This window comes from Phocaeicola coprocola (assembly GCF_041333015.1).
GTDB lineage: Bacteria > Bacteroidota > Bacteroidia > Bacteroidales > Bacteroidaceae > Phocaeicola > Phocaeicola coprocola.
This window is the reverse complement of record NZ_JBGKGM010000004.1, coordinates 728,273-753,336: the sequence shown is the minus strand read 5'-3', so window position 1 is coordinate 753,336 and position 25,064 is coordinate 728,273. Positions and strand designations below refer to the sequence as shown.

At 40.6% G+C, this 25,064-nt stretch carries 22 protein-coding genes; 7 read left to right on the top strand and 15 right to left on the bottom strand.

What is annotated here, in order from left to right:
- Nucleotides 1-3: 3 nt before the first annotated feature.
- From ACDG22_RS13965 to ACDG22_RS13955, 3 genes are all read right to left on the bottom strand, one after another.
- Nucleotides 4-600 (bottom strand): epoxyqueuosine reductase QueH, encoded by a 597-nt coding sequence (locus ACDG22_RS13965; protein WP_022126370.1) that lies wholly within the window; start codon nucleotides 598-600, stop codon nucleotides 4-6.
- A 168-nt stretch (nucleotides 601-768) separates the two neighbouring features.
- Entirely contained in the window at nucleotides 769-2,343 is a 1,575-nt protein-coding gene (locus ACDG22_RS13960; RefSeq protein WP_007571670.1) for an Rne/Rng family ribonuclease, read from the bottom strand.
- A 322-nt stretch (nucleotides 2,344-2,665) separates the two neighbouring features.
- Nucleotides 2,666-2,941 carry an HU family DNA-binding protein gene (locus ACDG22_RS13955; protein WP_007571669.1) on the bottom strand — a complete coding sequence of 92 codons (276 nt, stop codon included), beginning with the start codon at nucleotides 2,939-2,941 and terminating at the stop codon, nucleotides 2,666-2,668.
- Nucleotides 2,942-3,118: 177 nt separating this feature from the next.
- Between ACDG22_RS13955 and mutY the strand changes: the two genes are divergently transcribed.
- From mutY to ACDG22_RS13935, 4 genes are all read left to right on the top strand, one after another.
- Nucleotides 3,119-4,177, top strand: coding sequence for an A/G-specific adenine glycosylase (gene mutY / locus ACDG22_RS13950; protein ID WP_040312246.1), 1,059 nt, complete (start codon nucleotides 3,119-3,121; stop codon nucleotides 4,175-4,177).
- Between the two features lie 13 nt (nucleotides 4,178-4,190).
- Complete coding sequence (locus tag ACDG22_RS13945) at nucleotides 4,191-4,637, top strand: single-stranded DNA-binding protein (RefSeq protein WP_007571667.1); 447 nt, start codon at nucleotides 4,191-4,193, stop codon at nucleotides 4,635-4,637.
- A gap of 125 nt (nucleotides 4,638-4,762) precedes the next feature.
- Nucleotides 4,763-6,115: a gliding motility-associated protein GldE gene (gldE, locus tag ACDG22_RS13940; protein WP_022126372.1), complete on the top strand. Its 1,353-nt coding sequence runs from the start codon at nucleotides 4,763-4,765 to the stop codon at nucleotides 6,113-6,115.
- Between the two features lie 3 nt (nucleotides 6,116-6,118).
- Nucleotides 6,119-6,745, top strand: a complete 627-nt coding sequence (locus ACDG22_RS13935) for a 4'-phosphopantetheinyl transferase superfamily protein (RefSeq protein ID WP_022126373.1) — start codon at nucleotides 6,119-6,121, stop codon at nucleotides 6,743-6,745.
- 206 nt (nucleotides 6,746-6,951) lie between these two features.
- Here ACDG22_RS13935 and ACDG22_RS13930 read toward each other — a convergent pair whose 3' ends face one another.
- The 3 genes from ACDG22_RS13930 to ACDG22_RS13920 form a co-directional block, all read right to left on the bottom strand.
- A complete protein-coding gene (locus ACDG22_RS13930) occupies nucleotides 6,952-8,739 on the bottom strand; it encodes a sensor histidine kinase (RefSeq protein WP_022126374.1) in 1,788 nt (595 codons plus the stop codon).
- A 15-nt stretch (nucleotides 8,740-8,754) separates the two neighbouring features.
- Nucleotides 8,755-9,441 carry a response regulator transcription factor gene (locus ACDG22_RS13925; protein WP_022126375.1) on the bottom strand — a complete coding sequence of 229 codons (687 nt, stop codon included), beginning with the start codon at nucleotides 9,439-9,441 and terminating at the stop codon, nucleotides 8,755-8,757.
- A 78-nt stretch (nucleotides 9,442-9,519) separates the two neighbouring features.
- Nucleotides 9,520-10,569 (bottom strand): asparaginase, encoded by a 1,050-nt coding sequence (locus ACDG22_RS13920; RefSeq protein ID WP_270212269.1) that lies wholly within the window; start codon nucleotides 10,567-10,569, stop codon nucleotides 9,520-9,522.
- Between the two features lie 367 nt (nucleotides 10,570-10,936).
- Here ACDG22_RS13920 and ACDG22_RS13915 point away from each other — a divergent pair, with 367 nt between their 5' ends.
- The gene (locus ACDG22_RS13915; RefSeq protein ID WP_007565353.1) at nucleotides 10,937-12,067 is read left to right on the top strand and encodes an ISAs1 family transposase; all 1,131 of its coding nucleotides are present in this window, start codon (nucleotides 10,937-10,939) and stop codon (nucleotides 12,065-12,067) included.
- Between the two features lie 191 nt (nucleotides 12,068-12,258).
- On the opposite strand, the gene trpA is transcribed toward ACDG22_RS13915, so the two are convergent.
- The 7 genes from trpA to trpB are packed head-to-tail and all read right to left on the bottom strand — an operon-like array spanning nucleotide 12,259 to nucleotide 18,740.
- Entirely contained in the window at nucleotides 12,259-13,059 is an 801-nt protein-coding gene (trpA, locus tag ACDG22_RS13910) for a tryptophan synthase subunit alpha (RefSeq protein ID WP_270230631.1), read from the bottom strand.
- A gap of 12 nt (nucleotides 13,060-13,071) precedes the next feature.
- Nucleotides 13,072-13,692: a phosphoribosylanthranilate isomerase gene (locus tag ACDG22_RS13905; RefSeq protein ID WP_270230630.1), complete on the bottom strand. Its 621-nt coding sequence runs from the start codon at nucleotides 13,690-13,692 to the stop codon at nucleotides 13,072-13,074.
- A complete protein-coding gene (gene trpC, locus ACDG22_RS13900; protein ID WP_007571650.1) occupies nucleotides 13,689-14,483 on the bottom strand; it encodes an indole-3-glycerol phosphate synthase TrpC in 795 nt (264 codons plus the stop codon). Before trpC ends, ACDG22_RS13905 begins: the two co-directional genes overlap by 4 nt.
- Nucleotides 14,484-14,537: 54 nt before the next feature.
- On the bottom strand, nucleotides 14,538-15,533 hold the full coding sequence (gene trpD, locus ACDG22_RS13895; protein WP_022126379.1) for an anthranilate phosphoribosyltransferase: 996 nt from the start codon (nucleotides 15,531-15,533) through the stop codon (nucleotides 14,538-14,540).
- Nucleotides 15,534-15,548: 15 nt separating this feature from the next.
- Entirely contained in the window at nucleotides 15,549-16,112 is a 564-nt protein-coding gene (locus tag ACDG22_RS13890) for an anthranilate synthase component II (protein ID WP_022126380.1), read from the bottom strand.
- Nucleotides 16,113-16,122: 10 nt separating this feature from the next.
- Nucleotides 16,123-17,523: an anthranilate synthase component I family protein gene (locus ACDG22_RS13885; RefSeq protein ID WP_022126381.1), complete on the bottom strand. Its 1,401-nt coding sequence runs from the start codon at nucleotides 17,521-17,523 to the stop codon at nucleotides 16,123-16,125.
- A 26-nt stretch (nucleotides 17,524-17,549) separates the two neighbouring features.
- A complete protein-coding gene (trpB, locus tag ACDG22_RS13880) occupies nucleotides 17,550-18,740 on the bottom strand; it encodes a tryptophan synthase subunit beta (RefSeq protein ID WP_022126382.1) in 1,191 nt (396 codons plus the stop codon).
- A 464-nt stretch (nucleotides 18,741-19,204) separates the two neighbouring features.
- Here trpB and ACDG22_RS13875 point away from each other — a divergent pair, with 464 nt between their 5' ends.
- On the top strand, nucleotides 19,205-19,765 hold the full coding sequence (locus ACDG22_RS13875; protein WP_007571640.1) for a DUF308 domain-containing protein: 561 nt from the start codon (nucleotides 19,205-19,207) through the stop codon (nucleotides 19,763-19,765).
- A gap of 14 nt (nucleotides 19,766-19,779) precedes the next feature.
- Here the strand turns inward: ACDG22_RS13875 and ACDG22_RS13870 are convergent, their stop codons facing one another.
- Nucleotides 19,780-20,631: a helix-turn-helix domain-containing protein gene (locus tag ACDG22_RS13870; protein ID WP_007571638.1), complete on the bottom strand. Its 852-nt coding sequence runs from the start codon at nucleotides 20,629-20,631 to the stop codon at nucleotides 19,780-19,782.
- A 206-nt stretch (nucleotides 20,632-20,837) separates the two neighbouring features.
- On the opposite strand from ACDG22_RS13870, the gene xylE reads away from it, so the two are divergent.
- Nucleotides 20,838-22,214: a D-xylose transporter XylE gene (xylE, locus tag ACDG22_RS13865; RefSeq protein ID WP_370859007.1), complete on the top strand. Its 1,377-nt coding sequence runs from the start codon at nucleotides 20,838-20,840 to the stop codon at nucleotides 22,212-22,214.
- A gap of 639 nt (nucleotides 22,215-22,853) precedes the next feature.
- Here the strand turns inward: xylE and ACDG22_RS13860 are convergent.
- Nucleotides 22,854-24,989, bottom strand: a complete 2,136-nt coding sequence (locus ACDG22_RS13860) for a peptidylprolyl isomerase (RefSeq protein WP_270212265.1) — start codon at nucleotides 24,987-24,989, stop codon at nucleotides 22,854-22,856.
- Nucleotides 24,990-25,064: the final 75 nt, after the last annotated feature.

Below are 25,064 nucleotides of genomic sequence, written 5' to 3'. Positions count from 1 at the left end.
ATGTTATAGAGAGGGGGATTCCTCTTTACGCATGCTAAATTCGCATCCGCAATATTGCTGGTTGTAAAATCCATATTCTTTTATTATAGCAATACGCCGTTCGCTTAATCCTCCTTTTCTCCAGTTCTGATCCCACCAGATGACGTCCGGATAATTCTCTACTGCATATCTTCCTGCCTGATTAATCTGCTCTAAGCTTTTCCAACGTGAAGAAGCAAGTGTGGTAGTAATTACAGAAAATCCATTTTCGTGAGCATATCGTGCTGTATCGAGTAACCGCATTTTGAAACATTGCAGACAGCGTCCGCCCCGTTCTGGCTCTCCTTCGAGTCCTTGAACCGTGCATCGCCATGCCTCGTGATTGTAATCTGCATCGATGATATCCAGTCCTAACGACTGTGCATAACGCGAACATTCATTTTTGCGAATGTTATATTCTTCTAGTGGATAGATGTTTGGATTGCAATAGTAAATGGTAGGGCGTATGTCATGTTGCATCAGGCATTCGATGATAGCTGACGAGCAGGGGGCACAACATGTGTGAAGCAATATTTCTTTTGCATTTCCTGGAACTTCCAGTGTGAATTTCTTTTTTTTCATACGCTCAAATTGGAGATTTAGATGATTCTATATGCAAAAATAATCTTTTTGTGTGTGAGTGGAAAATGATTTTGCTCTGTTCCGGATAAAAACGGACGGACACCCTTTATGGTAAGGCATCCGTCCGCACTTCTTAGGATATTTATTTTTCCCTTTCTTGTATCAGAGTTATTTTATTTCGAACTCTTCTTTCATGTCAAGTTCATCGCCATGCATATCATAGAATTTATATTCCAGGAAAGCGAGGCTTTGATTAGGTATTATCTTTATACCAAATCCGAATTTCATTTGCCATTTACGTTTTAAGGAAACTATTCCTTGATTGATGTAAGCGGCAACATAGGGATGGATATGTAATGTAAATTTCTTGACCTTCAGTTTATTGACCAGGTAGTCAATTTTACTTTCCAATGTATCTGTAAATAATATGGAGGGCTTTATTTTCCCTTTTCCAAAACACGTCGGACAGTCTTCATCGGTATTGACGTCCATGGCAGGACGAACTCTCTGACGGGTAATCTGCATTAATCCGAATTTGCTGAGTGGCAATATGTTGTGTTTTGCTCGGTCTTTCTGCATGTTTTGGCACATGCGTTCATATAGTTTTTGTCGGTTCTCGGCAAGATTCATATCAATGAAATCGACAACGATGATACCTCCCATATCTCTCAGGCGGAGTTGTCGGGCAAGTTCGTCTGCTGCACCTAAATTTACGTCCAACGCATTGGCTTCCTGACCGTTGCCGGATTTGGACCGGTTGCCACTGTTTACATCTACCACATGCAAAGCTTCTGTATGTTCTATAATAAGATAAGCTCCGCTTTTGTATGAAACCGTTTTACCGAACGAAGATTTGATTTGCTTGGTTATTGCAAAATTGTCGAAAATGGGAAGTTGTCCTTTGTAAAGCTTCACGATTCCCGAACGTTCGGGAGCAATGAGCGTTACATAATCTTTTACTTCATTGTAAACGCTTTCATCGTTTACATAAATATTTTCATACGAAGGGTTGAATAAGTCGCGCAGCATGGCTACCGTGCGGCTTGTTTCCTCGTATACCAATGAAGGCAGTTTGGTTGCCTTTTGTACTTTTGAGATGGTATCTTCCCAATGCTTCAGTAATACTTTCAGTTCTGCATCCAGTTCTGCAACACGCTTTCCTTCTGCTACGGTACGTACTATTACTCCGAAGTTTTTCGGTTTGATGCTTTGCAATAATTGCTTTAAGCGTGCGCGTTCTTCGCTTGATTTGATTTTCTGGGAAACAGAAACTTTATCGTTGAACGGAATCAGGACAAGGTATCGTCCGGCGAAAGATAGTTCACATGTCAGTCGCGGTCCTTTGGTTGAGATAGGTTCTTTTACGATTTGTACGATGACTTCCTGTCCCTGCTGTAAAACGTTCGAAATGGTTCCATCCTTATCAATGTCGGGCAGTATCGATGCTTTCGACATTGGATAAAGTTTTTTTCTGTCGCTGATGACCTGCTTCAGATACTTTTGGTAAGAATTAAATTGAGGTCCGAGGTCTAAGTAGTGAAGGAAAGCGTCTTTTTCGAAACCTACATCCACAAAACAGGCATTCAGTCCAGGCATGAGCTTGCGTATCTTGCCTACGTACATATTGCCAACCGAGAAAGACAGATTTCGTTCTTCTTTCTGGAACTCTACCAGGTTCTTGTCTTCCAAGAGCGCAATAGAGATTTCTTTAGGCTGTACATCTACTACTAATTCGCTTGTCACTTGTTACTTAGTTTTTAGAATGTTAATAATGCTTTTCGAAATATACAGACGTAACATGTTTCGGTAAGATGAATAGTTTAGATTGGAAACTTGTCTGTAAAGTCTGTATTATCACATACACAAAGAACAAACCTGAAAGACTAGTAGGAGCTTTACAAGTTTGTTCTTTATTGAAGTCGGACAGACTAACAATTATTTTTTGCTTTTATGTCTGTTCTTTCTTAGTCTTTTTTTACGTTTGTGTGTAGACATTTTATGTCTTTTTCTTTTCTTTCCGCTAGGCATACTTTTAAAAATTTATAGGGTTAATACTAATGTTAATTTATTTCTTTACTGAAAGAGTAAATGTTTTAGCTGGCTTAAATGCCGGAATATTGTGCTCCGGAATAATAATAGTTGTATTCTTTGAAATGTTACGGGCAGTCTTCTGCGCTCTTTTCTTCACAATGAAACTACCGAAACCACGAAGGTATACGTTTTCATCGTTTGACAACGATTCTTTTACTGAATCCATAAACGCTTCAAGTGTGGTCAGGACTGTTGCCTTGTCAATACCTGTGTTTCTAGCAATTTCGTTTACAATATCTGCTTTAGTCATTTCGCTAATAATTATTGTTATACGTTATCTTAATTTTTTGGATTGCAAATATATAGCTTTTCTCGTTCTCAGAAAAATTTCTTTCGAACAAATTTTATAAAAAGTGGCTTGTGCTTTGCTAAAACCTTTATTTTTGCTGAAAATTTGACTGGTATAAATATTGAAAAAACATTTTGGATGAGTTTGCTGAGCGACAAGATTATAAATTGGTATAAAGAGAATAAACGTGATTTGCCTTGGAGAAATACGAAAAATCCTTATAAAATATGGATATCTGAAATTATTCTGCAACAAACGCGGGTAGCGCAAGGATATGACTACTACTGCCGGTTTATAGAACGTTTTCCCGATTTCCAGACCTTGGCAGATGCTGATGAAGATGAGGTGATGAAATATTGGCAGGGGCTGGGTTATTATTCCCGTGCCAGAAACTTGCATGAGGCTGCTCGTTCGATTGCCCGGGAGGGCGCATTCCCTGATACATATGCAGGAGTCAGGAAAATGAAAGGAGTAGGCGATTATACCGCAGCGGCTATTTGTTCCTTTGCCTATGATATGCCTTGTGCCGTTGTCGATGGCAATGTGTATAGAGTGATATCGCGTTGGATGGGAGTAGAAGAGCCGATTGATACAAATTCCGGTAAAAAACTATTTGCGGAGCTGGCTGATGAACTGCTGGATAAAGCACAGCCTGCATTGTATAATCAGGCTATTATGGATTTTGGAGCACTTCAGTGTGTGCCGTCTTCACCTTCGTGTTTATTTTGTCCTTTGTCTGACAGTTGTGTGGCTTTGCAGAAAGGCATAGTAGATGAGTTACCTTGCAAGAAGCATAAAACAAAAGTTTCTAATCGCTATTTTCATTATTTCTATGTACGTGCAGGGGCTTATACCTATATATATAAGCGCGGGGCAGGCGACATCTGGCATAATCTGTATGAATTTCCTTTGATAGAAACAGAGGCTCCACTTGACGGGCAACATATTCTTCAGATTCCGGAGTTTGAACGTTTGTTTGGAGGGTGTCAGATAGATAATATCAGGTTGGTGGCAGAAGGAGTGAAGCATGTGCTGTCGCATCGGATTATCTATGCTGATTGTTATGAAGTTGTATTGTCTGAAATAAGTATGCTGGGAAAAGAATATCAGAGAGTTTTGATTGACGACTTACATAAATTTCCCGTATCGCGCTTGACTTCTCGTTTTTTTTCTCTAATTTTGAAGCCAAATATTTAAAAGAAAGTAAATTATGTCATTAAATAAAGTTCAGTTGATAGGCAATGTGGGAAAGGATCCCGATGTACGTTATTTGGATAATGGTGTAGCGGTGGCAACATTCCCCTTGGCTACGACAGACCGTGCTTATACATTGGCGAACGGTACACAAGTTCCGGAGCGTACAGAATGGCACAATATTGTCTTGTGGCGTGGCCTTGCCGAAACAGCAGAAAAATATGTTCATAAAGGTGACAAACTGTATATTGAAGGAAAAATCCGTTCTCGTTCTTATGACGATCAGAACGGAATCAAGCGTTATATTGTAGAGATTTTTGCCGATAATATGGAGATGCTTACTCCGCGTACAACTCAGGCTGGCACGGCACAACAGCCAATGCAGCCGGGTGTCGCTCCTCAGCAGCCTTCATCGGCACAAGCGGTACAAACGGCTGACGCTTCCGATGATTTGCCGTTCTAAAGCCGAATGCTCTTTCTCCGTAAGCGGCATAGTCTGGTATATTACTTGTATAAGATATTTCAGACAGTACAGACTTGCGGCGAAAGAGAAAAAAGAAAATTGATGTTTAACTAAATATTTATTCCTTGGACCCTGACTCGTGTATATCCTACTTACAGGATTTATGTGACGGAGTGACCGTCGTTCCCCCTTCTATGGGGGCTATAATTGCATTGATTCTTGCAATTCTATTATTGTATGCTTCTGGTTTTGTTTCGGCATCCGAAATCGCTTTTTTTTCGTTGTCCCCTTCCGATCTGAGTAAGGTGGATGAAAATGAGCATCCTTCTGATTCACGCATTAGAGCTTTGCTTGATGATTCGGAACGTTTGCTTGCTACCATTCTTATTTCGAATAACTTTGTCAATGTAACAATAATCATGTTGTGCAATTTCTTTTTTGCCAGCGTGATAGATTTTGGCGATGCTCAGTTACTTGAGTTTTTGCTCATAACGGTTGTGCTTACTTTTCTGTTGTTGCTTTTCGGGGAAATCATGCCGAAAATATATTCTGCACAAAATACGTTGAAATTTTGCCGTAAAGCAGCACCGGTTGTTTATCTGTTGCGTTCTGTTTTTAAGCCCGTGTCGAATTTGCTGGTACATTCCACTTTTTTGATAAACAAGCTTACCAAAAAACGTAAGGTTCCCAATCTCTCGGTCGATGAACTGTCGCAGGCTTTAGAGCTGACCGACAAGAATGAAATATCCGAAGAAAGCAATATGCTGAAAGGCATTATTCGTTTTGGTGAGGAAACAGCAGAAGAAGTCATGACTTCAAGACTTGATATTGTAGATCTGGAAATAAACACTCCCTTTCCGGAGGTTATAAAATGCATCGTGGAAAATGCTTATTCCAGAATACCCGTATATGAAGAGTCGCGCGATAACATTAAAGGTGTTTTATATATCAAAGACTTGCTCCCTTATTTGGATAAAGGAGCCGACTTTAAATGGCAGAATTTGATACGTCCGGCGTTTTTTGTCCCTGAAACGAAGATGATAGACGATTTGCTTCGCGATTTTCAGGCCAACAAAATTCATATTGCCATCGTGGTAGATGAATTTGGAGGAACATCGGGCATTGTGACGATGGAAGATATTATCGAAGAAATCGTGGGTGAGATAAACGATGAGTACGATGAAGAAGAACGTACCTATGTGAAGATTTCGGAGAACGTATATATCTTTGAAGGAAAGACTTTGCTTTCCGACTTCTATAAACTGGCAGAAATCAATCCGGATGATTTTGAAGCAGTAGCTGGAGATGCCGATACATTGGCTGGACTGTTGCTGGAGTTGAAAGGAGAGTTTCCCGTTCTGCATGAAGTAATAAATTATGACCGTTACCGTTTTGAAATCCTCGAAATGGATGTTCGTCGTATAGTAAAGGTGAAAGTCACTGTAGGAATGAATACAAGTAAGGAAAAGAAAGATTGATCTATGCCTCTTCTTAAAAAGTGGATTGAAAACGGAGCTTTATTCGCTATCTGGCGCGTTGAGGAAACTGCCGAAGAGTTGAGAAAAATGCTGGTTGCTTCTTTGCCATACGATGAAGAATTGTCGCAGTTGAAGTCGGAGGCACGCCAGTTGGAATATCTTGCTGTGCGGGTATTGCTTCGTGCTGTTTGTGGAGAAGAAAAACATATTTCTCATTATTCTTCAGGAAAGCCATTTTTGACCGACGGAAGTTTTCATATTACAATCTCTCATACGCGAGGATATGTTGCTGTTGGGCTCCATGCTACATACGAAGTAGGAGTTGATATCGAGTATATTTCCAATCGTGTTCGGAAAGTTGCCGGTCGGTTTATGTATCCGGACGAACTTCGCCATTCATCCGATACTGCTTATCTGCTTGTCCAGTGGTCGGCAAAAGAAACCATGTATAAGTTGCTCGATGAACAAGGAGTTGATTTTCTGGAGCATCTTCGTATTGTTCCATTCCAGCTTCAGACGGACGGCAGATGTGAGGGGCACGAGTTGCGAACTTCCTCACAAATTCATTTTGATATACATTATATAGCTTCCCCTGATTTTGTTTGCACCTGGTGTGTGCTGGATTGTTAATTCTTATGATATATATGTCAGGAAGTTTCAGTAATTTTTCGTACAAATTTCTCTAACATTTGTACGATTTTTAGAAAAATATCGAGAAGTTTTGATGAAGATATGCTGAAGTTTTGAATAAAGAATAAGGCTGCTTTTAACTGTTTGATAATCAGTTGAAAGCGGCCTTAGTTTTTTAAATATAGATTGATATGTTTTCTTTGTTTTTATGCCTCTTTGTTTTTTTGTAGAGTAAAGACGAACTCAAGTCCACCATGAGGATTGTTCTTGGCGAAGATAGTTCCTCCGTGGAACAAGACGGCATTTTTAACGATGGCAAGTCCCAGTCCGGTTCCTCCCAGTTTTCTTGAACGTCCCTTGTCTACTCGGTAGAAGCGTTCGAACAAACGGTTCAGATGTTCTTCCGGAACTCCAACTCCCGTATCGGAAAAGCTGAAATAATAAAATTTTTCATCTTCACGGAAGCAGTTGATTGTAACTGTTATGTTCGTACCGGCATAAGCAATAGCATTATCCATCAGGTTACGGAAAATAGAATAAATCAGCGAGTTGTTTCCGGTCAGTATCAGGTTGAAAGGAAGTTTGTTTACAACTTTTATTTGTTTTTCTTCCAATCCCAATGCAACTTCATTCAACATGTTTTCTATCAACTTGCTCAGGTTGACTGTTTCTATTTCTACCAGATGTGGAGCTTCATCCATACGTGTCAGTACAGAAATATCCCGTAAAAGTATAGTAAGGCGGTTACTCTGTGCGTAACTTCGTTCCAAGAACGTATGCATGGTAGCCGGTGTTATGTTAGGGTTATTCAAAATTGTTTCCAGATATCCCTGTATACTGCTCACTGGAGTTTTCAGCTCATGAGCGATGTTTTGTGTAAGCTGGCGTTTCAGTCGAGCCTGTTCTTCTTCCTGCGTCACGTCTATGATGGAAATTTCGAAGGCGTGATCCTGAAAAATAATACATTCTACTGAAAACGAACGTGCGTTTTTGTCGATATGCAGTGAAAATCTTTTTTCTTCCTTATGAAAATTTCCTTCGTTTCGGTTCAGGAAATCCGTGATAGGAGCCAGTTCCGGAATGGAGAAAACTTCTTCGGTAGAAGTCAGGTTATGGTCGGATATCGTATTTGCATATTGAGTAAACAGGTTATTTACCAGAATTTCGTTTCGTTCGCGGGTAAATACTCCCAATCCCTCGTGTGATGTCTGTAAATGCGATATCAGTTTTTCACGTTCGATATACAGTGCTTCCTTAGCCCGGTGCAGTCGTTTATATATCTTGATGATATGTTGTGATATTTCTCCAAGTTCATTCTTTGGGAATGATTCCAGAATATCAAGATCTATCGGTTCGTTTCGGTCAGCCTTTAATGCAAATTGCTGCAACTGGGTGATAGAAGTTCCCAGTTTATGAGTAAAACGATAGAAGATAGACATCAGTATCAAACTGATGATAATAGTAAACCAGATGAATCCGGAATCAGCACGCAGATGTTCGCTCAGACTTACATTGTAAGGAAGGGCTGAGCGTATTATTATTTGTTTGGCCGGATAATAACGTGCCGAATAAAAAAATTCTTCTCCGTTCAGACTTTCTGAGTAACGGCTGATAGAATATCCACTGCCGTACATCAGGGCATCTTGTACTTCTTTGCGCGAGCTATGATTCTTAAACTGTCTGATTTCTTTTTGGGTATTGTCGTAAAGCACTTCACCTTCGGAAGTGATAAGTGTTACCCGCAGGTTAGGAATCATATGCGTAGTAACATAGTGTTGCAAAGTATCTACGCTGAAATTATCGTTTTCGCTGATAAAATCATATAATTGCGCATTATAGTTCTGCAACTGTGTATTCAGCAGTTCACTTTTGTATGACTTTTCGCGCTGATACTGAAACAGCATAAAGCAGACAGCAAAAGCGAGAAACAAAGTGATGACTGAAAGAAAAAGCCGTTTGTTGAATGGTAATAAACGATATGAAAGTTTAGTCATGATAGTTTTATAGAATTATTCACATTCGAAACAGTAACCATATCCTAAACGGGTTACTATGTATTTGCCGTAGCTGCCTATCTTTTTGCGTAAACGGGTGATATTTACGTCTATGGTACGATCGAGTACATACACTTCGTCATTCCATACTTTTGCCAGAATATCTTCGCGTGAAAATACTCGTCCCTGATTTTGTAGCAGCAGCAATAATATTTCAAATTCTTTTTTAGTCAACGAAGTTTCCTCTCCGTCTATCGTGACTTTCTTCTGAGGTATATTTATAACGAGCCCCTTGTATTGAAGCTGTTCTTCTTCTTTTATCTGTACACCTGCCGTGCGGCGTAATACCGCTTTCACACGCATGATTACCTCACGCAATGAGAATGGTTTCGAGATATAGTCATCTGCTCCCAGGTTAAATCCTGTGATTGTATCGTTTTCAGTATCTTTTGCGGTAATGAAAATAATAGGAATTTCGGCTGTATCCTTATTAGCTTTCAACATGCGCGCCATTTTGAAACCAGATATTTCTCCCATCATCACATCTAGCAGCAACAAATTGTATTGTGTGATGTCTAGTTTCAATGCTTCTTCGGCAGAATAAGCTGTATCTACCGTATACCCTTCCATCTCAAGATTGAACTTCAGAATCTCGCAAAGGTCTTCTTCATCGTCTACAACAAGAATACGATAATCGTTCATAGTGCTTTTGTTATAATTAGTTGCTGCAAAAGTGATGCTTTTTTGTTTCGCCACGATGAAATAGGTATTACAAAAATATTACAATTCAGGACGCGTAAATTCTCCGGCAATGGAACGGTTCATTTCGTTCCGTACTTCTTTTGGGGTCAGGTTATGTCCGAACAGGAACATCAGTTTGGTTAGGACACTTTCTACAGTAGCATCAAATCCACTGATGACACCTGCATCTAAAAGATGAAGGCCGGTTTCATAACGTGCCATTTCTACCATACCTGCAGGACACTGTGAAATGTTCACAATGACAATACCTCGCTGGGTAGCTTCTTTCAACAAGCGGATAAACCAAGGTTTTTGCGGAGCATTTCCCGAACCATATGTTTTCAGTACCACTGCTTTTAATCCCGGTATACGGAAAACATTACTTACTACATTTTCTTGGATGCCGGGGAATATGGTGAGAATAAGCACATTTGTATCGAATACATAATGAGGATGCATCGGAAGATTCAAGTCTGCTTTCCGGATACGGTCGTATTCATACTTGATATGTATACCTGCTGTAGCCAGTGGGGGATAGTTGTACGAACGGAATGCATTGAAGTTTTCTGCATTGATTTTGGTTGTACGATTTCCTCGCAGCAGAAGATTTTCGAAGAAAATACACACTTCAGGAACTATTGCCCGTCCGTCCGGATACTTGGCAGCTGCTATTTCAATGGAAGTGATCAGATTTTCCTTACCGTCAGTACGTAACACTCCGATAGGCAATTGACTTCCGGTCAGAATAACAGGTTTGCTCAAGTTTTCCAGCATGAAGCTCAGTGCCGATGCCGTATAAGCCATGGTATCCGTTCCGTGCAGAATGACAAAGCCGTCGAAATTATCGTAATTATAATGAATGATTTTTACTAATTTGCTCCACAAAGCCGGTTCCATATCGGAAGAGTCAATAGGAGGGGTGAACTGGTAAGAGGATATACGATAATTAAAACGTTTTAGTTCCGGAACGTTTTCTTGAAGTTGGTCAAAATTGAAGGCTTCCAGTGCTCCTGTTTCCGGATTTTCAATCATTCCAATCGTACCTCCGGTATAGATTAGCAAAACGGAAGGATAATCTGGCTTTATCATGTTAGTGTATATTGCTTAATTTGTCACAAAGATAGTAAAAAGAGTTCTAACCATGCAACAGTTGGGGAAAGAAAACAACAAAATGATCACGGCTCTTTCATTTAAAACAACCTCTATAATCCTTGTTATTCTCCGAAAAACCATTATTTTTGCACACAGCGATGCAGGAAGCACCGCTTCCGGTGTTTCTTTTTATCGTTCATATAAAATTATTTTTGTAGGCGGAAATCAAATGCGACAGAGGTCGTTTTTTGATTTCCGCCTTAATTTTCGCTATGCGAAAATAAGATTTATTTTGCTGATATGCAACATTTTGCATATCTAATATATAAAAAAGAAACATGCATTCTGCCGTCGTGGCAGCATAATGAAACATCTGAAAGAATTTGTGAAATCAGTGCCGGATTACCGCAGGACAGACAAGGGAAACTACAAATACAAGCTGGAAGATATTCTTCTCCTTGTAATACTCGGACGGCTGGGCAAGTGTATGACAAGACCGGATATAATCAGATTCGGCGAGCGTAATCTGAAACGCTTCCGCTCTTTAGGAATTTTGTTGGACGGTGTGCCTTCTGAACCTACGCTCTGCCGTATATTCAAACATATTGATGATGAAGCCATGTCTGAGCGGATGTCTGAATTTACCTCCACCTTCCATGATGAGCTTGTCGGTTGTGCCGGAGACATCCTCTGTATTGACGGCAAGGCAATGAGAGGGACGGTACTTGAAAACGGACGCACCCCCGACATCGTATCCGCCTATTCCCTTGAAGGAGGTTTCACCCTTGCCACGGACATGTGTGAAGAAAAAAGCAACGAGATAACTTCCGTACCCAAACTGTTGGACAAGGTGGATGTGTCAGGATGCATAGTTACGGCAGACGCCATGTCCTTCCAGAAAGCCATCATAGATAAAATCCGGGAAAAAGGCGGTGATTTCCTTATCGAGCTGAAGGCAAACCAGAGAACTCTGCGATATGGGGTTGAGGACAATGTCGAACTTGCAGAGCCTGTGGATGTATATTCGGAAGGCCCTTTTCTTGAACATGGCAGAATAGAGACCAGAGTATGCCGTATCTTTCGTGGAAATGACCTGATTACGGACAGGAAAAAGTGGAATGGAAATCTGACGGTTGTCGAAATACGGACTGCAACGGAGAGAAAATCTGATGGTCAGAAATCTTCCGAGAGGAGGTTCTATGTCTCCAGTTTTCACGGAAGTGCCAGGCGGCTGAGTACAATAGCCAGAATGCATTGGGCAATAGAAAGCATGCACTGGGACCTTGACCGCAACCTGAGGCAGGACTTCATCAGGCGGAATAGTGCAAGGTCCGCCAGAAACCTTGACACGATACAGAGGATAGTACTGGCAATACTTTCTATATGGAAAGGTAAAAGGAAAAAGCTCTCCGACAAGGCTAAGGGAACGGCCGAACTTATTAGAGAACTTTCTTTGGACTTTACCGCAATGATACATATGCTGGATCAAAAATGAGATAATTTGTAATTTCAGAGGATTCGTAACGTTTTGGGTATCAATCATAACAAAATCCCTACTTCCCATAAGAAGTGGGTGGGGGAATTATGTGCCTTTATCTAAGCTTAAATGAAAGAGCCGTGCAAAATGATTGTTTTTATGTGATAAATCAATTAATTATCCCTTTTCATGGTTTCACTTTTATCATTTTAGGGGTTTGATGTCTTATAATTTTGTCGTCCTAATAAGTGCATCAAACGTTCGGTTGCTCGGTCTGCATTACCATGTTCTTCGTCGAGAAGAGTAATAAATTTACTTCCTATAATACATCCGGAGGCGTGTGAAGCAGCTGTTTTGTAGGTTTGTTTGTTCGATATGCCGAAACCTGCCATGCGTGGATTACGTAGCTGCATATTCTCGATACGGCAGAAATATGCTTGCCTTTCTTCATCGAAATTGGTTTGAGCTCCAGTTGTAGCAGCGGAAGAAACCATGTAGATGAACCCATCAGTGTGCTGGTCTATTTCTCGTACCCGTGCTTCACTGGTTTCGGGAGTAATGAGCATGATGATGCGCAAATCATACCGTTCTGCTATAGGGCGGAATTCTTCTACATAATCTTTAAATGGCAGGTCGGGAATGATTACGCCGTCTATGCCACAATTTTGACAACTTCTACAGAAGTTATCGAAACCATATTGCATGATGGGGTTCAGGTAGCCCATAAGAATAAGTGGAATACTTACTTCCTGACGAATTTCTTTCAGTTGGTCGAAGAGTTTTCTTAAAGTCATTCCATTTCGTAAAGCCTGGGTAGCTGCATTCTGAATGACGACTCCGTCTGCCATGGGATCACTGAACGGAATACCTATTTCTATCATGTCAATTCCCTTTTGTTCCAGAGTTTTGATTACTGTTGCTGTTCCTTCCAGTGTAGGACTTCCGGCACAGAAATATAAAGAAAGGATATCGTGGCGTTTTCTACTGAATAATTCATTAATACGGTTCATAGTGATATGTTTTTATTTGTTGGTTAATAGTCTGAATTGTTCGATAAAAGAAGCTAGTTGCTTTGCGTCTTTTTGTGCCGGAGCAGTTTCAAATCCACTGTTCAGGTCAATGCCGGTCCAGCGTGGATGATGGAAACCGGATAGGGCAGGCAAGCTTTCCGGACGTATGCCTCCGCTTAAGAGGAAAGGAGTGTCACCTTTGTAATTTCCCAATATACTCCAGTCGAAAGATTGTCCTGAACCTCCATATCCATGACAGGGAGTGTCGAAAAGGAAATAATCACAGTAAGGAGCATATGCATAGGTACACTCCAAATCGGATGCTTTTCGAAGGGCGAAAGCCTTGATAAGTCTGAAACCTTCTTCATGCAGCTTTTTACATAGCTCAGGTGTTTCTTTGCCATGCAGTTGCAGATAGTCAAGGCTCAGCTCGTGTGCACGATGTGTAATGCCTGCATAATCTTCATTGACAAAAACTCCTATACGTTTTGAGTGTTGCGGAAGATATGAAGGAACCGATGAAACAAAACGGGGCGAACGGTCGTAACAGATCAATCCTATCCAGTCGGCTCCTGCCTGTTCCACTGCTCTGATGTTTTCAGGCTGCCGCATGCCGCATACTTTTACTATCATAAGGCAGATTGAAGTTGGTTTATAAACTCATTTAAAGCTTTTCCGGGATTTTCGGTTTTCATAAAATTCTCTCCGATAAGGAAACCTCGGAAACCGGCTTCACGTAGCTTGATGACTGTTTCAGGGTTGGAAATGCCACTCTCCGAAACCAGAACTTTATCTTTGGGAAATTTCTCTGCAAGGCGAAAGGAGTTCTCCGTATCGGTATGAAACGTTCCCAGGTTGCGGTTGTTTACTCCTATCATGTCGACATATTCGTTTATATAGTCTGTTTCTTGTTCGGTATGGATTTCGAGTAATACTTCCAGTTGTAATGCATGTGCTTCTTTTGCCAAGCTCATACATTCGTCTTTGCTAAGTGCTGCGGCTATTAGCAGCACGGCGTCAGCTTGTGCCACTTTGGCTTGCAGTAACTGGTATCGGCTGATGATAAAGTCCTTGCGCAACACAGGGATATTTACCGTAGGACGGGCATTACGAATGTCTTTCAATGACCCACCGAAAAACAGTTCGTCTGTCAGAATAGACAATGCAGCAGCTCCTGCCAGTTCGTAGCTGTGAGGCACGATCGATGCGTCGGCTTCACGGTTTATCCATCCTTTCGATGGCGACCTGCGTTTGAACTCGGCAATGATGCCTGTGGATGAGGCTGTCAGACTTTGTTTCATGCTGCGTGTAACGGTAGTTCCTCCAATATGGTTCTCGAGGAACGAAGCCGAAACAGCAGCTTCCTGTATGGCGATTTCTTTTCTTTTATGGGCGATGATGTCGGTCAGTATATCTTGATTCATGGTGATGTTTATTATAAAATATGGTGATGTTTTTATAAAAATGTGCGGATGTTTTCAGCTGTTCATGCTGACGAATTTACAGAATGTGTTCCAAGCCCGTCCGCTTTCCAGTGATTCTCTGGCCATTGATACGCATTCTTCTATTTGCTTTTGTGGCTCGCGGGCTTGTATGGCGAACGAAGCATTTATCAGAACACAGTCTGTCTGGGCTTTTGTAGCACGGTTTTGCAGGACATTGTCGAATATGCTGGCAGCTTCTTCTGGAGTTCTTCCGCCGTATAATTCTTCCTTTCGTGAGATAGTAAATCCTAGGTCTGAGGGACGGTAAATTGTTTCATAACGATTGGTCATGACTTTAAATTCGTCGGTTAGGGAAATTTCATCATATCCGTCGAGATTGTTGACTACGGCAAAACCGATATTCAGACGCTGCAAGGTATTGGTGTATAACCGCATTTGGGGAAGATCGGCCACACCTAGCAGCTGAAAGGCCGGCAGACATGGGTTTACAAGCGGACCTAGCAGATTGAACAATGTTCGTACTTGCAGAGCTTTCCGTACCGGAGCAACCGTTTTCATGGCCGGATTGAAGAGAGGGGCATGCAGGTATGCCATGCCGCATGTTTCGATGGAACGGCGCAGTTTACTTTCATCGTTGGTAAATTTTACCCCGTGCTGTTCCATTACGTTGCTCGCTCCACTTACTGAGGTTGCACCGTAATTTCCGTGTTTGGCTACGGCATATCCGGCTCCGGCAACGATGAAACAGGCACAAGTAGAGATATTAAACGTATTTTTTCCGTCACCTCCTGTACCGACAATGTCTATTGGCTGGAAATCGGAGAAATCTACCGGAACACGTGTTGTCAGCAATGCCTCACGAAATCCGGTGAGTTCGTTTACTTTTACTCCACGCATCTGGAATACGGTGAGCAGCGAAGCAATCTGCGCTTCATTGTAGTCGCCACGTGTGATGCCTTTCATCAGGTTGCATGCCTCTTCGTGCGAGAGCTCTTCGTGAGCAAAAAGTCGTATGAGTATTTCTTTCATTGTAGTAGCTGTTTTTTAGTGGTTTAACCAGTTTTGTATCATTTGTTTGCCATCGGGAGTAAGTATAGATTCCGGATGAAACTGTATTCCGCAGATATCATACTGACGGTGGCGCAATGCCATGATATATCCTTCGCGACTTCTGGCTGTAATTTCCAGACAAGTGGGAAAATCTTTTGTGTCTACTACCCACGAGTGATAACGTCCGACGGGTATTTCATGGGGTAATCCGCAGAAGATATAGTCGTCTGCAACGATTTCTACCGGACTCTGTATGCCGTGGAATACTGTGTCAAGGTTTATCAGGCTGCCTCCGAAGACTTCTCCGATGGCTTGTTCACCAAGACAGACTCCTAGAATAGGCTTTCGGCCGGCATAATTTTTAATGACATCCAGCAGCAGACCTGCTTCACTGGGGATTCCCGGACCTGGGGAAAGCACTATCTTGTCGAATTTCTCTAAATCTTCTATATGGAAACAGTCGTTTCGTAGTACTGTTACTTCTGCTCCAAGCTCTTTTATCAGGTGACTCAGATTATAGGTAAACGAGTCGTAATTGTCTATGATAACTATTTTCATTGTCGGATGATTATAATTGTTCTGCCAGAAGAATTGCTTTTTTCAAAGCTCCCAGCTTGTTGTTTACTTCTTGTAATTCATTCTCTTCATTGCTTAATGCTGTAATGCCGCCTCCCGCCTGAAACCAAAGCTCATTATTGCGGCTTACAAAAGTACGTATGGTAATGGCCTGATTTAGCGCGCCGTTTAGTCCGATAAATCCGATACATCCTCCGTATACGCCACGATTATGTGGTTCTATTTCACTGATGAGTTGCATGGCACGCACCTTAGGAGCGCCACTCAATGTTCCGGCTGGAAAGGTATCGATGAACGTACGTACCGGATTGGTCGTTTTACTGAGTGTTCCGCTTACACGACTTACCAGGTGAATAACATGACTGTAATATTGAGGCTCTTTGAAAAACTCAATATGTGTGTTGTGGCAGTTGCGACTCAGGTCATTTCGTGCCAGATCGACCAGCATGACGTGTTCTGCATTCTCTTTCGGGTCGGCAAGCAGTGAAGCTGTCAGTTGGCTATCTGTTTCTTTATCTCCACTGCGTCGGGTAGTTCCGGCTATCGGATCGATAGTAGCCTGTCCGTTTTCTATTTTACAGTGTGTTTCTGGAGATGAACCGAAGATACGGAAGCCTCCGAAGTCAAAATAAAACAGATATGGTGACGGATTGATGCTTCTCAGTGCACGGTACAGCTTAAAATCGTCTCCCTGAAACTTTTGAATAAATCGCCGTGAGAGAACTACCTGAAAGACATCTCCCCGCATACAGTGTGCTATGCCTTTGCGGATATTGGCTTTATGTTCTTCATCGGTCAGTGTACTGGTTGTTTCACCTGTAGGATGAAAATCATAAGTCGTATAGTTTCGGTTGTTTATAGCTTTCTCTATTTCACCTATGTGACTTTTTTCCTGACTGTCCTGCATCTCGATCAATACCATTTCGCTTTTGAAATCATTGAAGACAATCAGGTATTTGTATACAATGTAAAGTATTTCCGGGGCATCATTTTTCGGTTCGTGGCTGTCTTTTACCGGTATGTCTTCGAAGTAACGTACGGCATTGAATGTGGTATATCCATATAATCCGCAATAATGAGAGTATTCTCCTTCTATACTGAAGCACGACAGAAAACCGTTGATGGCATCTTCTGCCGTAAAGTTTGTACCAAGTTCTTTTTCCACGCAGGTATCATCGGGGAAATTCATAGTTGCTGTTCCATGATTGATACTGATGCTTGCTATCGGATTGAAGGCAATAAACGAACGGTTGTTTTCGCTTCCGTGATAGTCGGAACTCTCCATGAGTGCGCTTTGAGGGAAGAGATCGCGTACCTTGAGATAGGTGCTTACCGGAGTATGTAAATCGCCTAACAATACTTTATGTGCTGTATGATATGTATATGTTTTCATTGTATTGTAACTTATAAAATTGTGACTTAGTCATTATAGGGTTGATTATCTAAATAAGTTTCGATATCCTTGTCACCTCTTCCTGAAACAGTCAGGACAACAATATCGCTGGGCTTGAATTTGATTTTGCTGAGAGCTCCCAGTGCATGTGCCGACTCTAGTGCGGGAATGATTCCTTCGAGTCTGGTCAGTTCGTAGGCAGCGCTAATTGCTTCATCGTCGTTGATAGCCAATACGGTGGCGCGATGTTGTGCGGCAAGATTGGCATGCATGGGACCAATGCCCGGATAGTCTAGTCCGGCAGATATGGAATAAGGTTCGATAATCTGTCCGTCTTCGTCCTGCATAAGCAATGTTTTTGAACCATGGATGATGCCTAAGCGCCCCAGCTGAATAGTTGCCGCTGACATACCGCTGTGTATACCCTTTCCACCGGCTTCTGCCAGAACGATTTTTACACGTTCATCATCGATGTAGTGATAAATTGTACCGGCAGCGTTGCTACCTCCTCCGACGCATGCTATCAGGTAATCCGGATAATCTCGCATTTCATGCTCCGAAAGTTGTTTTCTTATTTCTTCACTGATGACAGATTGCAAGCGGGCTACCATGTCGGGATAAGGATGAGGACCTACGGTTGAGCCAATGAGATAGTACGTATCATCCGGATGGCAACACCAGTCGCGGATTGCTTCGTTTGTAGCATCTTTCAATGTCATGTTGCCAGAAGTGACAGGGCGTACTGTTGCTCCCAGCATTTTCATTTTTTCTACGTTAATGTGCTGGCGCTCTACATCGGTTTTTCCCATGTATACAATACACTCCATATCCATTAGCGCACAGACAGTAGCAGTGGCTACACCATGTTGGCCAGCTCCGGTTTCGGCAATGATACGTTTTTTGCCCATGCGGCGTGCCAGAAGTACCTGCCCGATGGCATTGTTGATTTTATGTGCTCCTGTGTGATTCAGGTCTTCCCGTTTCAGATAAATTTTACATCCGTATTTATCGGAAAGCCGTTTTGCCAGATACAGGGGTGATGGACGTCCTACATAGTCGCGGAGAAGTTGAGCGAATTCCTGTTTGAACTCTTCTGTTTCCATGACTTTCAGGTATGCGTTTTTCAGATTCTGTACACACTGATGGAGGATTTCGGGAATATATGCTCCGCCGAAGTTTCCGTAAAAACCGTTTTTGTCTACTTGATAAGTTTTCATAAAATTATTCTGTTGGAAAGTGATAAAAAACAAAAAGGGCTGTCGTAAGTACGACAGCCCTTTGCTATATTTTTACTATATATTTATTATGGTATATATACACATGACTGATGTTCCCTTACGACTTTTTGAAGCTGCAAGAGGTGCCACCAGAAAAATGTATTTACCATTGTTTGTTTCATAACACGTGAACTATAACTTGTTTGTATGTTGCAAAAGTAGAGATAATTTGCGGATTTGCAAGTAAAAAACTACTTTTTTTATGAATTTAACAGAAGAAAACTATAAAATTTCCTGGTTACCTTACTGGCTGATGAGTGTAAAGAGTTCTGTTAATGGGGTATCAGAAGGACGAGAATAGACTTGCTTTAAAAAAGTGACAGTCTTTTAGGTAAATTGGTGTTTTTATTTGTTTATATAGATAGAATAAGATATATTCGTAATAGATAATAAATTAAAAGTGTATGAAATCATTGAATTATGCTGCGATAAGTAGCTTATGTGCATTGGCAATCGGAATTTTGCTAGTTGTATGGCCTGAAGCCGCTATTATTTATTTAGTAATAACGGTAGGAGTACTTTTCTTGTTACCAGGTTTGTTTGGGTTATTCTCTTACTATGCTGCTTCCCGACATAAGGATGTAGAAATGCGCAGGTCATTTCCTATTGTTGCATTGGGAAGTACTTTATTGGGATTTTGGCTGATGATAATGCCGGAATTTTTTGTAAATATCTTAATGTACTTGCTTGGAGCGCTGCTTGTGTTAGGAGGATTGTCACAGCTGATAAACTTTATATCTGTGCGTCAAGCGGTAAAGGTACCTCTTCTTTTCTATCTGGTTTCTGTGTTGATTCTGGCATCTGGTGTTGTTATTCTGTTCAATCCGTTCCAGGCAGCTACCGTTCCGTTTATTGTTTTGGGAGTAACAGCCATTGTATATGCGGTAAACGATCTGATTCGCTTGTTGTTCTATCACCGCAAACGGAATAAGAATATCACAGATGTAACAATTATAGAGGAATAGTTGGATTTTTCCAACTATTCCATATTCCGATATTGTTTGGGCGACATGCCTGTATATCGCTTAAAATATTTCCCGAAAAATGAGATATCGGGGAAATTGAGTGAATAGGCTATCTCTTGGATAGTGAGTTCGGTAGAACGGAGTTTTGCCTGAGCATCCCGTATGACGAAAGTCGAAATAATGTCAGTCAACGTTTTTCCCGTAGTTTTCTTTATGGTAGTGCTGAGATGCTGAGGTGAAAGATGCATTTTCTCGGCATAGAAAGATATATTACGTTCCGATCTGTAATTTTCTATCACAACGCGTACCAACTCTTTTACAATCTCCTGATTTCGGTTATAATGCGGACGTTCGTTGCTTTCTCCTTGCTTATAAATATTTCCTAATCCCATAATCAGCTGGCTGCAAATAAGATCTGCCTGTTCGTCCTTGATAAAACTGTTGGGCAGTCTCATCGCCTTTGTCAAGACTTTGAAGTATTCATAAAATATTTCTGCTACTTCAGGTCTTAGCTCTATTACCGGTTTCTCAAAAATGGAGGGGGTGTATTCTATCATTCGAGAGAATAAAGGAGGACTTTGGATTAACTTTTTTGAAAATCCGACAAATATAAAGCGACAGTCATTGCTTTCTTCCATGACTTGTACAAACTGATGCGGGAAAATTATAGCTATGGAATTTTTCTTCAGTTCATATTTGCTTAAATGTATAGTAATAGAACAGTTTCCTCGGATACACAACAAGAACAGGCATCCAGGCATCTGGGCAGGAGTCTTAAAAAGCCTTTTTATGTTGCCTATAAGGTCAATACCCGTCAATATATCTATGTTTTCTGGTAGAGACTCTAATGAGTTTATTCGTTTCATTTATCTTACCTTTATAATAATCCGAAGCAAATATAATTTTTTTGTGTGAGAGTTCCAAATGTTGCTTGTTGGTGCTTAGATTAGTTAAGAAACTATTATCTAATCTAAAGAAATATATCTGACAATGTGAAAAAGACTTAACGGAAGATACGATGAAAGAATAGATTTTGTATTTTCGTAGCCAGTACGAAAACTATAAATTTAATATCGTGAGAAACAGTAATTTGTATTTGGTTAGTTTGGTCTTAGTGGCCATTTTAGGCGGTCTTCTTTTCGGATATGATACCGCTGTAATTTCTGGAGCAGAACAGGCTCTTCAGAAACATTTGGGATTAAATGCTTTTTGGCATGGCGTTACAGCTTCCAGTGCTTTAATCGGGTGTGTAATTGGTGGAGCGATCTCAGGAGTGTGCGCTTCTCGTATGGGACGACGCAATTCTTTGCGTTTATCAGCCGTGCTGCTTTTTTTGTCTGCACTGGGGTCGTATTATCCGGAATTTATTTTCTTCGAAAAAGGAGATACTTCATTTTCTCTGATTCTGGCATTTAACTTCTACCGTATATTAGGTGGAGTAGGAGTAGGTCTGGCTTCTGCTATCAGTCCGATGTATATTGCCGAAGTAGCTCCATCGGAGATTCGTGGTAAGCTGGTTTCATGTAATCAGTTTGCGGTGATTTTCGGTATGCTGGTTGTGTATTTTGTAAATTACATGATTAAGGATGGTATGACCGAAGAAGTCCTGGTATCGGAAGGCTGGCGTAAGATGTTCGTTTCAGAAGCATATCCTGCTGCTGTATTCGGTATCTTATTGTTTTTTGTTCCTAAGACACCTCGTTATCTGGTGATGGAAGGAAACGATTCTAAGGCATTGTATGTATTGGAGCGTATTAATGGTCCTGAAAAGGCAAAGAAAATCTTCGCAGATATTAAGTCTGTTACAGCTGAAAAAACAGAAAAGCTCTTTACGTATGGTGTTGCTGTTATCGTTATTGGTATATTGCTTTCTGTATTCCAGCAGGCTATCGGTATTAATGCTGTGCTTTATTACGCTCCGCGTATCTTTGAAAAGATTGGAGGTGGAGGTGATGGCATGATGCAGACTGTTATTATGGGTATAGTTAACATTACCTTTACACTGGTTGCTATCTTTACTGTAGAGAAATTAGGTAGAAAGCCATTGCTTATTATTGGTTCTATTGGTATGGCTATCGGAGCATTGGGAACTGCTGCATGTGATGAATTCCATGTAAGTGGAATGATTGCTGTATTGTGTATCATTGTTTATTCTGCTGCTTTTATGATGTCATGGGGACCGATTACATGGGTTTTGATTGCAGAAATATTTCCTAACACAATTCGTGGTAAAGCTGTAGCTATTGCTGTTGCTTTCCAATGGATATTCAATTATCTGGTATCTTCTACCTTCCCTGCAATGTACGAAGTTAGTCCTTTCTTTGCATATTCACTCTATGGAGCGATATGTTTGATTGCTGCTTTCTTTGTATGGAAATGGGTTCCTGAAACCAAAGGAAAGACTTTGGAAGAGATGAATCAGCTTTGGCTTAGCAGAAAAGGTAAATAAACAGTATTTGTTAGTGTCATAAAATTCTTAGAGCAGGAAAATGGAGCTTATCCGTTTTCCTGCTTTTTTATGTGTGTTTTGTTTGCTATAGTTCACTTGAGATATCCTTAAGAACTTCCAGTAAGTTTGATTTTAAGATCATACGAATTTGTTTCCTAAGAAAAGAGCAGGGAGCTTGATAAATCTGTAATGTGGAGAAGAATAAGTTATATACGGGGTTATTCAAGCTATAGTGGCAAGTAAGGTGTATTATTCTTGTAACTTATTCGATCGAGTTACTTTAAGGATGGAAGAGCTTTCAATAATTGAATTGACTTTTATGAGGGTTGTAAGATCTACTATTTTAGCCTGAATTATTGCTTAATTTTCAGGAAAAATAACCTGAAGTTTTTATTAAAACATCTCGATGTTTTTTTTATTTTCGTACAAATTTGTGAGCTTCTTATACCCCGATTGAACTTGTTTGATCTCTCTAGTGAAAGAGAACTGTATTTTGTATCTCTGTCTTATGTTATGACAGTAAAATATGCTGTGTATAGGGAAGGAGGACTTTTGATATCCTTTATAAAAAACTGCCTCATATAAAGATATATGAGGCAGTAATAAGAATATTAATAATCAAAACTTATTGATTTTTCTTTAGAAGAACAAATAGCGTTGGTCTACAATTTCAGCTTTGTCACGCAATTCATAAATGCATTGTCCTGCATAACGTGCTGCCATATTAGATAATGCAGTTTCTTCTTTCTTAGCGTCAAACTTCTCAGCGCTCTTTTCTTGGTTGTATACCTGAATCATGTAAACTCCGGCATTACCCTTAATAGGTGCAGAAACCTTATTTAACTCAGTCTTAGAAGCGTAAGCACTGATGGCTGGTTCACTAGCACGAGTGACTGAGATAAATGCAGGTGCATTGAATGTTACGTGTTTTACAGTGTCGCTGATAGCATCTTTCATTCCCTTAACCTGTGCCAAAGAATTGAAACCTTTCATTTGTCCCATAATCTGTTCAGCCTTTTTGTTACGGAGAACTTCACTTCTCAGCATATCTGATACTTTATTGATGTTTACGTATCCAGCAGGGTTGATTGCTTCCAAAGCAACTACCAGCAGGTGGTCGTTTTCACCGCATTCATACAGAGGAGAAACTTCACCTGGTTTTGCATCAAATACCCATTTCAAAGCTTCACGAGTAGATTTTACACCACCTACATAGTGTTCATCGCTGCGGAAGTTAGAACGTGGAGTAAGGCTGTAACCAGCTTCTTCTGCATTCTTTTCGAGATTTTCAATAGTTGTGTTCTGAGCAACGAACTGGCTGAATTTATTGTAAGCATTGTTATATGTCTCTTTGCTGAATTCAACAGGACATTTTATAACAGCTACTTTATATTTATCCTTCATAGCCTTTTTGTTCATTACCTGCAAGATAAGATTTGCCTGACCAACTTTGACATTAGCAAGTTCATTTACAGGCTGAGAAATCAGTTTGTTGATGAATGTTGCATTTTCTGCGTCTAATGCAGCACCTTCCCAGCTTTGTGCATTTACCCAATTTGCTTCTCCTGTCTGACCATATTTTTTAGCCAACTCTGCAAAATCAGCTCCTTCTTTCAGTGCATTGTAGATGCTGTCTGCCAAACTTGCTGTCTTAGCTTCTGTATCAGCATATACCTGAATCTGACGGAACTGGATTGAATCTGGAGCTGTTGTCTTAGCAATGATTTTAAATGCATTGTAAGAGTCATCTGCCTGATTGTAATAAGGACCGTAAACTTCATTAACAGAAGTAGAGTCTAAACGGCTTGCAACATCTGAAGGCAATACTGTTTTGTTTACAGGTACGTCTGCAAATGGAATAACAGAACCTGTTGAACGGATAAATGCAGTATAGTCGTTGGTTGTAGTGATCAGCTGACTGCTGTATTCTGTTACTTCTTTCTGAACTTCCTGACGGTCTGCTTCTGAAGGCACAACGCGTACATCGATAAATTTGATATCACGTGTTTCTACAGGCTGTTTAAATGATTCTTTCTTTTCTTCATACAATTTTTTGATGTCATCATTAGAAACAGTAATTGTAGAGTCGCTGATACTAGAATAAGGAATTCCTGCTAAAAGCAAGTCTGACTGTGCTGTACGTCCGTTGAAAACATCTTCTGCTGCTACCGGGTTTGAAATCAATGATTTAGCAATCAGATTCTGGTATTTTTCAGCAAGAACAGATTGTTTCAATGTTCTTTCAACGAATTTCCAGAAATTACCCATTGTCTGGTAATATTCTACATATTGTGCAGGCATTTTGCTTGCATCCAGATTAGCGTAATCTACCAAGAATTTCTTCAACATATCTTTGTCGAAAGCGCCAGTCTGAGGATTACGGAACGGAGTCTGCATCAACAGTGGGTTTGTTCCTTCGTCGATGATTGCCTGAAGCTCTTTATCTGTTACTTTAAGACCCAGTTTTTTTGCTTCAGCAGCTATCAGTTCGTTTGTTACATATGTGTTCCAAACTTGATCCTTGATATTAGTCAGCTGATCTTCGCTTAATGAATTCAGTCCGTTAGTCAGTTTGATTACTTCACTGAATTCGTCTACCATTTTTTGATAATCTTGTGCAGAGAGTGTGTTTCCATTTACTTCTCCGGCGTCTTGTTTTCCCTGATGTGGCTGAAGTATTTTCCAAGCATCACCTGCAATAAATGCAAATAGGGCAAGACCGATTACAATGACCAAAAGAGGTCCTTTGCTTCTGATTGTTTGTAAAGTTGCCATTTAAAGTTATTATTTTTTGTTTATTGTTTTTTCTCTTTTTGTCTTTAGCGCACGAAGATACAAAAAATGTGCTTA